Raw genomic sequence first — 15,625 nt, 5'->3', positions numbered from 1 at the left:
CATTGTTGTATTATTTTTTAGGAGATTGTAAGTAATTTTTTTAATTTATTTAAAACTTGATCAGGTTTTATGTCAATAAGATTTTGATGATAATTATTTATGTTGTTTTGTTTCTTTGTTCGTAAATGCTTATTTTTGGATTCTATGACGTATGCTCGATGTGATAGAGGCGGTGTAAAATGAGGGTCACTTGGACCGCCATATAATACTATTAGCGGTCGGTTCAATGCATTAGTTATATGCATTAATCCGGAGTCATTACTTATTATTGCTTGACAGCCTGCAAGTAATGCTATTACTTGATCTATTGAAGTAGATCCAATTAAATTGTGATAGTTATTTATTTTTTTTAAAATTAAATTATTAATATTTTGCCCTATTTTGTAATCTTTTATGGAACCAAATAATGCTATTTGATAGCCATCATGCATAAGTTTGGATGCTAATACGGCATAGTGATAATGTGGCCAACATTTTGTTGAATTTGATCCTGATCCTGGACATAAACCTATTAGGGGTTTGTTACTATAAATTTTGAATTTTTGTAATATGTGATTTATTTTTTTTGAGCTTATCGACAAGCTGGGCCAAGGAAGTGGTTTTGGTAAATTGTTACTATGTTTTATTATATTTTTGTTAAAAGCTAAAGCAGCATATCTTTGCACCATAAGTGGAAAATTTTTACAGTTGAGGATCCGAAGATCATTAATTATTCCATAACGCATTTCTCCACGCCATCCTGTACGTTGTGGTATTTGTGCAAACAATGGAATTAATGCTGATTTAAATGAATTCGGTAGTATTATTGCTTGCTGGTATTTTTTATTTCTTAGTGTTTTACTGAATGTGTAAATTTTTTTTAATTCCATAGTACCGTGTTTTATAGGGTTAATTATAGTTTGATTTATTTCAGGCATGTTATGGAATAAAGGTATATAACATTTCGATGTGAGGATATCAATTTTTATTTTTTTTTGTTGTTTGGTAAGTAGGTGTAGCATGGTTTGAGACATAACAGAATCACCTAGCCATGATGGTCCAATTACCAAGATTTTTTTATAAATTTTATTAGTCATTATTATAGACTTTTTTGTTTTGTAATAACTTATGCACTTTTAGTTATTTAAGTAATGAAGATATTTAACTATGTTTGTAGTAGTCTTTTCGAATGGTTGTTTATATCCAGCAAGTCGTATTTTGGTTATATCTGCTTTTGTGAATGTTTGGTAATGTTTGTTGATTATATTGGGTAAAGGAATATATTTTAAATTATTTTGTTTGTAAAAATTTAATATGATATTGGCAATTGATTGAAATGATTGTGCTTGGCCTGTACCGCAGTTGAAAATTCCTGAAATGTTGTTTTTCCAAGCCCAAATATTTATTTTTATTACATCATCTATATAGATAAAATCTCTTTTAAAATTTTCACTTCCTAGAAATAATTTTGGATTTTGTTTGTTATTTATTTGTTTTGCGAGTTGATAAATTATGCTTGCCATATTATTTTTATGGGATTCACGAGGTCCATAGACGTTGAAATAACGTAACCCACAAATTGGGGATTTTGCTTGAGGCGAAATGAATCGTACATATTGGTCAAAAAAAAACTTTGAACATCCATATATATTACATGGCTTTTCATATTGGCGTTCTTCAAGAAATTTTTTGGGTGTCTTGCCATAAACAGCTGCAGAAGAAGCATATATAAACGGAATTTTATATTTTATGCAAAAATTCAATAGTATTTTAGAGAATTGGTAGTTATTTTTCATTACGTACATGCTGTTGTATGTGATAGTAGATGAGCAAGCGCCTTTATGAAAGATGACTTTAATATTGTTATTAAATGCTTTGTTGTTGTTAATGTTGTAGTTTATATTGTTATTAGTAATTTTCTTAATGAAATCTTTTTTGTCTATGTAGTCAATGAAGTCTAGATCGGTTAAATTTATATATTTTTTGTTATCTTTAAGATGATCTACTATCAGTATGTTTTTATGTTGCATTTTATTCAGCGTTTTAACAAGGTTACTACCAATAAATCCAGCCCCGCCAGTTACAATAATCATTTGTTACCTTAAAGTTATATTTTATATTGTTTGTCAAATATTGTTTTTGTGTTTTTTTATAAAAATTCATTTATATCGATCATAACATTTTTATTATTGTTAGGTAAAATTTTATTTTGTTTTCTATTTTTAAGATGTTTTATGAATTATTTTACATGTGTAAAATAATTGAAGAAAGTTATGTGTTGCATGGTATACAACGCTTTAAATGATTGTGATGATTTTATGATTCAACTTTTTAGTTCTTAAGGGTTTTTAATATTTTTATGTTAATTAGTTTTTCATTTAGCTTAATTTAATAGTTTTAGTTTGGAGTTGTTGTTTTTTGTTTTTTTTGATTGATAATACTTAAATATATTCTAAATATTTGAAAGAAAATTGTTTTTTATCCTTACAATAGTGTTTTGGTTTTTGTGGCTTCACAAAATACGTGGAGTATATTGTTTTAATTTAAGTAGTTAATTCTGTATATTATTGTTTGATTTTAATATAATAGTTGTTAAATTTTTATATATTGTTACTGTTCATTTAAAACTGATTGTATTTAATGTATGCTCAGTGGTAGTTTGTTGGAAGTGTTGATTTTTATAGGTTGTTTCTTTAGTTATTTTATTTAAAGTTATATTTTTGTTTGATTTTATTAGAATTGTATGTTATCACGGATGTAGTTTGTTTTGGAGATCAAAATTATTGATGTTGCAACGTGAAAATTTTTTTATTTGATTAGTATGTGGTTTTTTTGATCTTGTTTGCTTTTTGATCTTTTAAATTAAAAATGGTCGCACGATAAATTGTTGATATATTTTAAGGAAATTGAAAATTTTTGTATTAATCATTTTTTAATTGTTACAGTATGGCTGTTGTTATTTATATTTGTGCTCTATTTTTTTATTCAAAGTTGGTTAACTCGGCAGTTTGAGATATCGTGCAATACACTGGTTCAATTGATTAATAAAAAAAATGTAACGATTATAGATTTACGTGATCAAGATGATTATCGTAAAGGACATATTATTCATAGTGTTAATTTATTAAATATAGATTTAGATGTCAAAACAGACAGTAAAAATGATTTTTTTTATGGTCTTGTAAAGAAAAATGATTTATTAGTGGTTGTGTGTAGTACTGGTTCATTGTCTTATAATTTAGTTAGGCGTTTAAATAAAATTGGATTTAAGCATGTATATTTTCTCCATGGTGGTGTTAACAATTGGGTTTACAATAATTTACCTTTGGTTAAGGAAAATAGTTAATTTTGTTATTAATATTATTATTTGAGATAATTATTCGAGTTTATATTATGGATATTGAAATTTATACTAAAAAATTTTGTCCCTTTTGTCAAAAAGCTAAAGCATTATTGTCCCGCAAAGGTCTATCGTTTAAGGAAATTTTTATTGAAAATGATATAGTACATGCGGAAATGATTGATCGTTGCGGACAACATACAGTACCTCAAATTTTTTTTAATACAGAACATATAGGTGGGTGGGATGATTTATGTAAATTGGACGTGCAGAATGAACTGGATAAGTACTTAAAAATGAAATAGATTATTAATAATTTTCATAGTATATTTTAATTTTTTTATTTTTAAGCATGTATAGTTTTAGCATAGCAGAGGCTTTTAATGTCAGGCAATGAAGATATTAAAGTAGTTTTTGACATTCAGAGAATATATGTAAAAGACGTATCTTTCGAAGCACCTCATGTCCCTAAGATATTTCAGGAAAAATGGGAACCAAAAATTAAGTTAGATTTAGATACTTTATCTAGTCAGTTGTTGAAAGATGTATATGAAGTGGTTTTGCATGTTATTGTTACTGCAACAATCAGGCAACATGTGGCTTTTTTGTGTGAAGTTAAACAAGCTGGTATTTTTGCTATTTCAGGTGTGCAAAGTGCTCAATTAGAACATTGTCTTGGATCTTATTGTCCTGATATCTTATTTCCTTATGCACGTGAATGTATTAGTAATCAATGTATGAGAGGTAGTTTTCCACAATTTCATTTAGTTCCAGTAAATTTTGAGGCATTGTTTATGAAATATTTGCAAAACAAAAATAATAATACTAATAATAAGACAACGATATCTCAGGAAGTTTTATAATGTCTTCAAGTGCTTCAGTTGTCGTTATTGGCGCTGGAGCGTATGGTACAGCTTTAGCTATTATGTTATCGCGGAACGGCCATAAAGTATTGTTGTGGGGTCATGATCCTCTTCATATTTATAGATTAAAAACGATGCGTTGTCATCATCTTTTACCTAAGATATCTTTTCCTGCGTTGTTGTTAATAGAAAAATCATTACAAGTGGCTTTATCTTTTGCTCATGATATAATTATTGCAGTACCTAGTCGTGTTTTTAGTGATGTTTTGGTAAAATTAAAACCATATTTACGATGTAACTCTCGTATTATTTTAGCAACCAAGGGATTGGAAGCTGGAACTGGCAGGCTGTTGCAAAATGTAGTAAGAGAAATACTAGGTCAAGAGATACCTTTAGCAATAATTTCAGGTCCTACTTTTGCTAGGGAAATTGCAATGGGGTTACCTACTGCTATAGTTTTAGTGGCTAGTGATTCTGTTTTTATTGCTGATTTGAGAAATTTATTGCAATGCAATAATAAAAATTTTATGGTTTATGTTCATTCTGATTATATTGGAATTCAATTAGCTGGTGCTATAAAAAATGTTATTGCTATTGGATCTGGTATATCTGACGGAATTGGGTTTGGTGCTAATGCCCGTGCTGCTTTAATTACTTGTGGTTTAGCAGAAATGTCTCGTCTTGGTGTAGCTATGGGAAGTGAATTAGATATATTTACAGGAATGGCAGGTCTTGGTGATTTGGTTTTGACTTGTACGGATGATCAATCACGTAATCGTAGGTTCGGAATTTTATTAGGGCGCGGCGTAGAAGTTTCTAATGCTATGAAAAAAATTGGTCAAGTTGTAGAGGGTTTTAATAATGCTTATGAGGTGCGTGCATTATCACGTCAATATAATGTGATTATGCCAATTGTGGAACAAATATATCGTGTATTGTATTGCGGTCGAGATGTATATAAGGCAGCTTTTTATCTTGTTAAATTAACTATGAAATAATAAAATATTACATTAGATTTAGATTTATTTTTTTAAATTTTATTAAATAAGATAAGGTAATAAGTATGTCAGTAGAGTCATTGAAATTTATTTGGGAAAAAATTCAAGGTGAAGCTCAATTATTAGCTTATAATGAACCTGTTTTAGCAAAATTTTTACATGATACTGTATTACAACATAATCATATAGGAAATGCATTAAGTTATATTCTTTCTGAGAAGTTAGGTAATACAACTGTTTCTGCTAATGTTATACGTGATGTTATAGAAGAAGCATATAATATGAATGCAACAATTATTATCTATGCTGTACGGGATATTTTTTTTAGTTTGCAACGTGATCCTGTTATTGATAAATATTCTACTCCATTTTTATATTTTAAGGGATTTCATGCATTACAAGCGTATCGTATTAGTCATTGGTTGTGGTTGCAAGATCGTTATGCTTTAGCTGTTTATTTTCAAAATCGTATTTCTGTTTTATTTGGAGTGGATATTCATCCTGCTGCACGTATTGGATATGGTGTTATGCTAGATCATGCCACGGGTATTGTTATTGGTGAAACAGCAGTAGTAGCTAATAATGTTTCTATATTGCAATCTGTTACTTTGGGAAGCACCGGTAAGAAAGGGAGTGGTGATCGTCATCCTAAGATAGGAGAAGGAGTGATTATCGGAGCGGGTGCTATTCTTCTTGGTAATATTGAAATAGGGTATATGGCGAAAGTTGGTGCGGGTTCTGTGGTATTACATTCAGTGCCATCGTGTGTTACAGTTGCTGGTATCGTAGCGCGAATTGTGAAGTAGATAGATGATGAGTGGTGAATTATTTAAATAAGTAAAATGTTTAAAAATAATCTGTGTTGTATATTTTTGATATTTTATGATTGCAAATAATAGTGTATTAGGTATTTTCATTTCATTAATGAATGGGATATTTGATGTAAATAGTTGTTGTATGGTGGTTCAGTATTTTATTGATTAGTGTTTTAGTTTTTTGTTTTGTTTTATATTATTTAATTATTTTATATAAGCTAATAGATTAGATAATGTTTATTATTTTATGATGAAATATTACAGAGATAACATTTTTAAAGCATTTGTTCTTTATTTGATAAAATGTATATTGGTGTTATATATACTTTAAATGAATGTTATTTAAATAATATATGTGATTATATATATATGTTTTAAATATTTAGTTTGTTTTTATTTATATTATTATTTAGTAATAATTTTTATTTTTTATTGATTATGTTATTTATGATTACAATTAAGCAATTATTTGATGTTAAATGATTATGTTATTTGAATATAATAAAGTGTGTATTTATTTTTTCTTTGTTATGAGTGTAGTATAGTTTCTATAGTTATTATACATTTTTATATGTGTATATATTATCTATTTTTTTATTTAATAAATTTATAATATGTCATTAGATATGTTATAGAAAATAATTGTTTGTTTAAATATATTGGTTAATAGAATTATTATATTTATTTATTGTTTTTTTATAAGTTATGACAATTACTTAAGTATCAGGAGTAGTGATTTGATGATTAAGAAAGTTGGTGTATTAACTAGCGGTGGTGATTCTCCTGGTATGAATGCTGCTATTAGAGGCGTTGTTCGGACAGGTATTTCTGAAGGTCTAGAAATGTATGGTGTATGTGATGGTTATTTGGGTTTATTTCAAAATCGAATAATAAAATTAAATCGTTATAGTGTGTCTGATGTAATTAATCGTGGTGGTACATTTTTAGGTTCGGCACGCTTTCCGGAGTTTTGTAAAGACTACATTTTATCTGTTGTTATTAATAATATGAATAAACTTGATATTCATGCTTTAGTGATAATTGGTGGTGATGGTTCTTATATAGGTGCTAAAAAATTGACTGAAGTTGGTTTTCCTTGCATATGTTTGCCAGGAACTATAGATAATGATGTTGTAGGTACTGATTATACAATTGGGTATTTTACTGCATTAGAAACAATTACTGAAGCTATTGATCGTTTGCGTGATACTTCAACTTCTCATCAACGCATTTCTCTTGTTGAAGTTATGGGACGTCATTGTGGTGATTTGACTATGTTTGCAGCTATAGCTGGTGGTTGTGAATTTGTTGTGTTACCGGAAGTAGAATTTAGTCCAAAAGATTTAGTATGTAAAATTAAAGCTGGTATTGCTAAAGGGAAAAAACATGCAATTGTTGTTATTACTGAACATATTTGTAATGTTTTTGATTTGGCTCATTATATTGAAAAAAAAACAGGTAGGGAAACACGGGCTACGGTATTAGGTCATATTCAACGTGGCGGCGATCCTATATCTTATGATCGGATATTAGCATCACGCATGGGTGCTTATTCTATTGAATTATTATTGCAAGGTTATACAGGACGGTGTGTTGGATTACAGAATGATCGATTAGTGCATCATGATATTATTGAAGCTATTTTAAATATGAAACGTCCATTTAAAAAAGAAATTTTAGATATAGCGAAAAAATTATTTTAATTTTAGTTTATTGAATAAATTATTTTTATATAATGATTTAATTTAAATTATTATTTTTGTTTTAAATATGAATTTATTATATAGTTTCGTTAATGAAAAAGAACTATATTTTTATTAAAAAATATTATATATTAAATTAATAAGTATTTAAAGTATATTAAGTTTGTTCAAAGAATTTTATGTATATCGTTTACGATATACATTGGCATTATTCATGAATTAATTGTTACTTGATAGATATTATTTTTATATTGCGTTTGAGTATATAATAAATTTTAGTTGCGTGTTTTTGTTTTTTGTGTAATTTTAATAATTTCAGAAAGATTTTTCGGATCTAAAGAGGCTTTTCCGATTAGTAAGCCGTCGATGTCTTTTTGTCTTAATAATTCATAAGCGTTGTTTGTATTTACAGATCCGCCATATAAGAGATGTATTGTTTCTGCTATTTCTATATTTTGTTGAGCTATATAGCTACGTATAAAGTTATGTAGAGTTTGTACTTCGTTAGGATTGGCTGATGAAGTGGATCCAATGGCCCAGATAGGTTCATAGGCTATTACTGAATTTTTTAGTATTTCTATGCCTAAGGTGTTTATTATATTATTAATTTGTTGAATACACACTGTTTTAGTTTTATTTTGTATTTTTTCTTCTTTGTTTTCTCCTATACATAATATAGGAGTTATATGGTTTTTTTTTAGAATATCAAATTTTTTTATAATATCTTCATTATTTTCTTTGTGATGGATGCGTCTTTCGTAATGTCCTATTATTGTATATAGAACACCCATATCTTTTAGCATATTGGCGGATATTTCTCCTGTAAACGAACCGGATATGTGAATATCTACATTTTGAGCGCCTAATATGATATCTTTATTGATTAAGTATTGTTTAATTACATCTAGATATATTATTGGTGGTGCGATAATGATATTACATGCGTAATTATTGTTTAAATTATTTTGTAATTTATGAATAAAATCAATAATCATAGTTTTACTGCCGTTTGCTTTCCAATTACTTATTATTAATGGATAACGCATGTTTTCTCCGTATTTATTTGTGCTGTTATATTTTTGAAATTTATTTTGAAATTTATTTTATTTTTATATGTCTAATGTATACATTATTGAATGAACAATAACATTGTTAAATGAAATAATAATAATTTGTATAATATGTTTTTATTTGTGTACGTTTGGATTTATGTAACATTTTGTTAGTTATTATTGTTATTTATAAGGTTTATGTTTGTCTTATTTTTATTTTTAGAAAACAGAAAAATAAAGTATATATATTAGTATATTATATTTTATTTTGTTGTTTGTTACAAACAGGGATCACCAATATTTTTCTTTTGTTATTTGTCCTATTTTGTTTTTTATATTGTTTTTCATACCTCTTGTTTTTTTTAATAGTTCTTGAACATCATAAACCATGTGAGGGTTACCACATAACATAACATGACTATTGTTAACAGCTAATGTTAATCCTACAGCTTGTTCTAGTAGGCCATTTTTTATAAGATATGGTAGACGTCCAGTTAACGAATTTGGCATAGTTTCTTGGCTTAAAATTGTTTGTATTTTTATTTTTTTTTTGTATTTTTTTTTCAATCTTAACATGTGTGGTAAATAGTTTAAATGTTTGACAAAACGTACAGCATGTACTAATACAATATTTGTAAAACGTTGTAATCCTTGTCCATATTCAAGGATTGAGAGATACGGCCCGATACCAGTACCAGTTGCTAACATCCATAAGGTGTGACAATTTGGAATTGTTTCTAGTATAAAAGTACCATATGCTTCTTTACTAATCAAAATTTCATCTCCAGGACGGAGTACGTATAATAATGGACTAAGTTTGCCATTTGGAATAGATACTAAGTAAAATTCTAAATTGATATTATTTGGTGTATTGACGTATGAGTAGGCTCTTTGAATATGTTTATTATTTGTTGTTTTTAATTTTAGTTTAGCAAATTGTCCTGGAATAAATGGGTTTATTGCTGCATGTAATATGATTGTAAACAGATGCTTTGTCCAATGTGTTATCTGTATTATTTTTCCTGTAGTCCATGTTGTCATGTTTTTTCCTGTAAATATTATTATAATTTAAATATTACTGTGACTATTTTGTCATTGAATTTTCTGTTATTTTTATAGATAAGATAATTTGTGTTACAACATTGTATATAAATATAATATAGTGGTTAATATCGTTACATTTTAGGTTTATAAAATAAGTTTAATTAAGTTTTTGTTTATTACACGTTTCATTAATTATTGTTTATTTAGTTTATTAAAATTTTTTTGTTTTGGAATATAGATAGGTCAAGGATTTTTATGTATAACCAGACATACTGGTTATGGTGTATTATTTATGTACATATCATGAGTCTATATTTTATAAACTATTTGGAATATGGTTTAGATGTGAAGTTGATATTTTTACATACAATCAGAACATGTTTAAGTATACCGTTATAAGTTTATGTACAGGTACGTTCAGTAATTCTCAGTTATAGGAATATGATAATATTGGCGCGGTTCAGTTTATCGTTATTTATCATATATATGTACTTTAGTTATTTTGGTATATTTCGTAATTTTTTGACGTTTTTTAATTTGTTCATTTATTTTATATAGTTTTTATCGTTTTAGTTCTTTAATATAATGCCATTTTTCTTTTGGTTTGGGGGGCAGGTTTGTACTTATTTTTTGATTATACTCAGATATTTTGGTTTTAGATATAACAGCATTTTTCTGGAGTTTGTTGGAATAAATATAATAGATAAAGATCACATAAAAGATAAGTAGCGTTATAATTATTAGTCTTGTGTATTTTATTCTATTATGATTTGATGTTAATTTTTTATGTTTTTTCTGTTTTTTTTTTGCTATCTATATTTATGTAGTCTTTGTTGATCACTGTAGTTTTGTTATTTTGTTTTGTTCGATGTTTGAATATTTAAGGAGCAATACAAGCAATTAGAGAATAACATGGAATATCATTGTTTTATATATAAAGTATTATATTTTTTTTGTAAAGGAAAAAAAATGATTCTTTTATTTTAATTTGGTATTATTATCGTGTTATGATAGTATTTTAGATGTTTTATTTTCAGGTAAATTTTATAATACATGTTTTATATTATTTTAATTTATAAAGAAGTATTTTGAAGCATGATTTATATATTCAGAATAACAGTGTTGCAAAGTCAATTATTATTATTTTTTAAGTTTTTTGAGTTTCATTTATTGCAATAGTTAATTACTTTGAAAAAATTGTTATTTGTTATATAATGTAAAAAGACAAGAGTGTGCTGTATTTTGATATGCATTGTTGTTATTAGTTTTATAATATAAGTTGTTTTACTGGAATGAGTAATGGGTAAATTTCTGTTTTTAATAATTTTTTAAATTTTATGATATAATTACATATGAAAAAAAATATTCATCCAAAATATAAAGAAATTAAAGCGTTTTGTTCGTGTGGCAGCGTCATTGAAATAAAAACTACTCTACATAATAATATTAATTTGGATGTTTGTGGTTTTTGTCATTCATTTTATACAGGCACACAACGTGCTATAGATAATCGTGGACGTGTAAATCGTTTTAACAAACAATTCGGTGCTTTAATAAAATAATATTCGTTTGTCAGTAATTTAACGTTATTAAAAAAATAGTAAATACTTTATTTCTGAACTAATGAATTGGTTGGTGTTTATTGCTGATGTGTCGTTATATAATTGATATTGGGTTATTTATTTTGCATGGTATAATATAAGTTTCAGGTACTTTATAGGTATACAAATCATGTTCAAACAAGCAACTATAGCAGCGCGTAGTGAATTAGGTGATGACGATCAATATGGATACATTGTACCTCCAATTGCTCTTTCAAGTACTTATAAATTTGCTGATTTTAATACACCTAGAGTATATGATTATTCAAGGCGGAAGAATCCTACTCGTGATGTAGTACAAAAATCTTTAACAGCTCTTGAGGGTGGTGTTGGAGCGATAGTAACTAGCAGTGGAATGTCTGCAATTCATTTGCTGTGTACTACTTTTCTTCTTCCTGGAGATCTTGTAATAGCGCCCCATGATTGTTATGGAGGTACTTATCGATTGTTAGATAGTTTAAGTCAGCGTAAAGCTTATCGTGTTCAATTTGTTGATCAAACTGATCAACAAGCTGTAGTTACAGCATTATCTTGTTCTCCCAAATTGATTTTTATTGAAACTCCAAGCAATCCTTTATTACGTGTGGTAGATATTGCTAATATTTGTAATATTGCTCATGAAATGCAATCTATATGTGTTGTAGATAATACAATTATGAGTCCAGTATTACAGCAGCCATTATTATTAGGTGCTGATTTAGTAGTTCATTCATGCACTAAATATTTGAATGGTCATTCTGATTTAGTAGCAGGAGCAATAATTGCAAAAGATGTTGGTATTCTTGATAAAATATTGTGGTGGGGTAATACCTTAGGTATAACTTGTGGAGCTTTTGATAGTTATCAACTTTTACGAGGAATACGTACGTTGATTCCACGTATTTATCAACAACAGGATAGTGCTCAAAATATTTTTAATTTTTTAAAGAATCAATCTAAGGTACGAAAATTGTATTATCCTGGATTAGTTGACAGTTGTGGTTATCAGGTTGCTTGTAAACAACAAAAAGGGTTTGGTGCAATGTTAAGTTTTGAAATTGATGGTAATGAGATAATATTACGTCAGTTTTTATCTTCATTAAAGCTTTTTACTTTAGCTGAATCTTTTGGTGGTATAGAAAGTTTAATTTCTCATCCTGCTACTATGACTCATGCTGGGATGTCATTAGAGGCTCGAAAGTATGCTGGCATTAACAATATGTTGTTGCGTTTATCTGTAGGTATAGAGGATAGTAGCGATTTGATTGATGATTTAGAGTATGCATTTCAAAAAATTAGTTAAGTTGGTAATATTATAATTTTTATTTTTGTTTGTGTAAGAGTAAAACATAATTCGATACAGGTAGATAATTTATTTGGTTATGTATTTAAAATATTAGGTTATTAATTCGTGGTTAGTGTTTTTAATTATTAATATATTTTTATTTGTATTATAAAATTGTGTTATTTAAATTTTAGATTTGTTATTATCTTGAATTTATTATTATAATTTATTATTATTGAGTGTAGCATGATAAGGTGATAAGTTAGGTTATTATTATATTAGTTCAAGATAGATTAATTATCAGTTGATTGGATTTTGGAATTATAATATGTATAATTGTAATATCATAGTAAAATTTAGGTATTTATTTTGTTGATGTGCTATAACACAATTAATATTAAATTAATGTTTTGTTGTGTATATTAATTTAGAAAATAAATAGTATTAGAATTATATATTTATCATGTTTATATTTCTGTAGTGTTTATATTTAGTTAAATAATTTCAGTTATTTCATTGTATATATTTTATATAGAATAAAATATCGAAAGTTATTTGATATTATTTTTAATTTTTTATTGGTATATTTTAGTTTTATATTTTTATATATTTTTTTGTTTTGAATTTACATATTTTATTTATGTATAAATGTGTGTGAGGGTGGTTTACCTAAATTATTGAATAATAATTATGATTTAGTAATATTTTTAAAAAATATTAAAGTGAATTATATTTTTAACAGGATAATATTTTTTGTGTGTTTTGTTATTTGTTGTTTTAACTATTAAATAATAGGTTTTGTATATGGTGTTTTATGCTATACAATGGGAGAAATTAAATCGGTATTTGGTTGAATTGTACGGTAATATTAATGTCTCTTTTGAATTTTTTCCCCCTTATAATTATGAAATGGAAACATTTTTTTGGAAGGCAATTAATAGTTTGGGTAAATTAAATCCTGTATTTGTTTCTGTTACATATGGAGCTAATACGGGAACACGTGATCGCACTTATAATATTATACAAGATATAAAACATCGTACAGGGCTAATTGCTGCACCACATTTAACTTGTATCGATGCAACTCAACAACAGTTAAAAAATATTGCTCAAAAATATTGGAATAGCGGGATTCGACATATTATAGCATTGCGGGGAGATCGAGATCGTTCAGTTAATTATAAACATTCAACTATGATGCATGCCGTTGATTTAGTGACATTACTTAAGAAGATAGGTGATTTTGATATTTCAGTAGCTGCTTATCCAGAAGTTCATCCCGAAGCAAAGAATGCACGAGATGATTTAATAAATTTAAAAAGAAAAATTGATGCTGGTGCAAGTAGAGCGATAACTCAGTTTTTTTTTGACATAGAAAATTATTTAAGATTTCGTGATCTTTGCGTTTCTATCGGCATTAATGTTAAAATTATTCCTGGAATTTTACCTATTTTTAATTTTCAGCAATTACGACGTTTTTCTAATATGACACAAGTTAAGATTCCAAATTGGATTGTGTCTATGTTTGAGGGATTAAGTAATAGTGATATAGATACATGTAAAATGATTGGGGTGGCTATTGCTATTGATATGGTCAAAGTGTTATTTAAGGAGGGTGTAAGGGATTTTCATTTTTATACTCTTAATAGATCGGATCTTACATATACTATATGCCATGTATTAGGGATTAGACCTAAATTATAAAGATGCTAATATAATGTATAATGTATTTGTCATGTTATTTCAAATTATAAAATAGCAATTTGTTAGTGTTTGTTTTTTTATTAAAATTATTTTAATTAATTTATATACTGCTGAATAATTTTTTTGTTTTATTCTTATAATTTGTTAATTATTTTAGTATAAATAATTATTTTAAGGTTTATGTGATTTGTTATAATTGAAGTGTTATATAATAATTGTTGTGTTTAAAAATTAAAATGTATAATTGTTCTGTTAAACAACCTGTTATTTTAGTGATAGATTCAGGTATTGGAGGATTATCTATTTATTTAGAAATTAGAAATATGTTACCTCATGTACGTTATTTATATTTTTTCGATAATAAAGGGTTTCCTTATGGAGAACGATCAGAGCAATTTATTGTCGATCGAATGATTGCTATTATTAGTGCAATTCTGAAACATCATGTTTTAGATTTAATTATTGTTGCTTGTAATACTGCTAGTATTGTTGCATTATCGATGTTACGTAAAGTATTTTTATGTAGAATTATTGGTGTTTTTCCTGCAGTAAAATTAGCAGTTCAATTAACTCGTAATAAAATTATTGGATTATTGGGGACTTGTATTACTGTTAAACATAAATATATTCTTGCATTAGTTAATAAATATGCTCGTGATTGTAATTTTCTATTTTTAGGATCTTCTAGTTTAGTAACAATAGCTGAAAGAAAGAAGTTTGGTGATATAGTATCAAGATCTTTTTTACGTAGTATTTTAATTCCTTGGTTAGAGTTATTTAATCCACCCGACACCGTAATTTTGGGTTGTACTCATTTTTTGTTTTTAAAAGATGAATTGCAAGAATTATTTCCAAATGGCACGCAATTAATAGATTCATCAAGATATATCGCTAGTTATGTTGCAAAATTAATGCATGATATAATTGATACTAAGTATTGCGGAATAATACAAAAAAATGTAATGTATTGTTCTGTTATGACAGATGAAATGTTAAAATCAATGTCTTTCATTAATTCTTATGGTTTTAGTTCTTTAGAGGTTATTTTTATGTAGCATGTTTATTTTTTTTGTTAATTAAACCTTGTATTATCTTGTTAAATAGTTTACCATTTACCGTTTTATTTTGTTGTTTTTGTTGTTTAAATTGCTGTAATTGTACTTTATGAATTTATTGTTTTAGATATAGTTTTAGTGCATAAAAAAATAATTTACTCGTGGTTATTTTGTGTTGTTTTTATTAAATAAAATAAATAGTGGTAT

Annotated in this window: 13 protein-coding genes and 1 pseudogene; 10 read left to right on the top strand and 4 right to left on the bottom strand. The window is 26.9% G+C overall.

Translation table 11 applies throughout. From position 1 onward, the window contains the following. Window positions 1-17 precede the first annotated feature (17 nt). Window positions 18-1,076, bottom strand: a complete 1,059-nt coding sequence (waaF, locus tag BOBLI757_RS03070; protein WP_046305308.1) for a lipopolysaccharide heptosyltransferase II — start codon at window positions 1,074-1,076, stop codon at window positions 18-20. Window positions 1,077-1,115: 39 nt separating this feature from the next. Then, window positions 1,116-2,072 carry an ADP-glyceromanno-heptose 6-epimerase gene (rfaD, locus tag BOBLI757_RS03065; protein ID WP_046305306.1) on the bottom strand — a complete coding sequence of 319 codons (957 nt, stop codon included), beginning with the start codon at window positions 2,070-2,072 and terminating at the stop codon, window positions 1,116-1,118. 944 nt (window positions 2,073-3,016) lie between these two features. Between rfaD and BOBLI757_RS03060 the strand changes: the two genes are divergently transcribed. The 6 genes and pseudogenes from BOBLI757_RS03060 (at window position 3,017) to pfkA (ending at window position 7,698) form a co-directional block, all read left to right on the top strand. Next, on the top strand, window positions 3,017-3,325 hold the full coding sequence (locus tag BOBLI757_RS03060) for a rhodanese-like domain-containing protein (RefSeq protein ID WP_046305305.1): 309 nt from the start codon (window positions 3,017-3,019) through the stop codon (window positions 3,323-3,325). Window positions 3,326-3,372: 47 nt separating this feature from the next. Then, window positions 3,373-3,624, top strand: coding sequence for a glutaredoxin 3 (grxC, locus tag BOBLI757_RS03055; protein WP_420021792.1), 252 nt, complete (start codon window positions 3,373-3,375; stop codon window positions 3,622-3,624). A gap of 78 nt (window positions 3,625-3,702) precedes the next feature. After that, on the top strand, window positions 3,703-4,182 hold the full coding sequence (gene secB / locus BOBLI757_RS03050; RefSeq protein ID WP_046305302.1) for a protein-export chaperone SecB: 480 nt from the start codon (window positions 3,703-3,705) through the stop codon (window positions 4,180-4,182). Continuing rightward, window positions 4,179-5,180, top strand: a complete 1,002-nt coding sequence (gene gpsA / locus BOBLI757_RS03045; RefSeq protein ID WP_046305300.1) for an NAD(P)H-dependent glycerol-3-phosphate dehydrogenase — start codon at window positions 4,179-4,181, stop codon at window positions 5,178-5,180. The genes secB and gpsA overlap by 4 nt, the downstream gene beginning before the upstream one ends. 65 nt (window positions 5,181-5,245) lie before the next feature. Further along, a pseudogene (gene cysE / locus BOBLI757_RS03040) lies at window positions 5,246-5,980 on the top strand (serine O-acetyltransferase); the annotation flags it as partial. A gap of 755 nt (window positions 5,981-6,735) precedes the next feature. After that, on the top strand, window positions 6,736-7,698 hold the full coding sequence (gene pfkA, locus BOBLI757_RS03035; protein ID WP_046305298.1) for a 6-phosphofructokinase: 963 nt from the start codon (window positions 6,736-6,738) through the stop codon (window positions 7,696-7,698). A gap of 275 nt (window positions 7,699-7,973) precedes the next feature. On the opposite strand, the gene tpiA is transcribed toward pfkA, so the two are convergent. Together tpiA and BOBLI757_RS03025 are read right to left on the bottom strand one after the other, a co-directional pair. Continuing rightward, the gene (gene tpiA / locus BOBLI757_RS03030; RefSeq protein ID WP_046305296.1) at window positions 7,974-8,744 is read right to left on the bottom strand and encodes a triose-phosphate isomerase; all 771 of its coding nucleotides are present in this window, start codon (window positions 8,742-8,744) and stop codon (window positions 7,974-7,976) included. 297 nt (window positions 8,745-9,041) lie between these two features. Beyond that, a complete protein-coding gene (locus BOBLI757_RS03025; protein WP_046305294.1) occupies window positions 9,042-9,791 on the bottom strand; it encodes a ferredoxin--NADP(+) reductase in 750 nt (249 codons plus the stop codon). Between the two features lie 1,355 nt (window positions 9,792-11,146). Here BOBLI757_RS03025 and rpmE point away from each other — a divergent pair. The 4 genes from rpmE (at window position 11,147) to murI (ending at window position 15,418) form a co-directional block, all read left to right on the top strand. Next, on the top strand, window positions 11,147-11,356 hold the full coding sequence (gene rpmE / locus BOBLI757_RS03020) for a 50S ribosomal protein L31 (protein WP_046305292.1): 210 nt from the start codon (window positions 11,147-11,149) through the stop codon (window positions 11,354-11,356). Between the two features lie 166 nt (window positions 11,357-11,522). Further along, on the top strand, window positions 11,523-12,677 hold the full coding sequence (metB, locus tag BOBLI757_RS03015; RefSeq protein ID WP_144406197.1) for a cystathionine gamma-synthase: 1,155 nt from the start codon (window positions 11,523-11,525) through the stop codon (window positions 12,675-12,677). A gap of 786 nt (window positions 12,678-13,463) precedes the next feature. After that, window positions 13,464-14,363 carry a methylenetetrahydrofolate reductase gene (gene metF / locus BOBLI757_RS03010; protein WP_046305288.1) on the top strand — a complete coding sequence of 300 codons (900 nt, stop codon included), beginning with the start codon at window positions 13,464-13,466 and terminating at the stop codon, window positions 14,361-14,363. A 236-nt stretch (window positions 14,364-14,599) separates the two neighbouring features. Then, the gene (murI, locus tag BOBLI757_RS03005; RefSeq protein ID WP_046305286.1) at window positions 14,600-15,418 is read left to right on the top strand and encodes a glutamate racemase; all 819 of its coding nucleotides are present in this window, start codon (window positions 14,600-14,602) and stop codon (window positions 15,416-15,418) included. The last annotated feature ends 207 nt before the right edge of the window (window positions 15,419-15,625 follow it).

It is taken from the genome of Blochmannia endosymbiont of Camponotus (Colobopsis) obliquus, from assembly GCF_000973545.1.
GTDB lineage: Bacteria > Pseudomonadota > Gammaproteobacteria > Enterobacterales > Enterobacteriaceae > Blochmanniella.
This window is presented reverse-complemented; position numbering and strand designations above follow the sequence as displayed.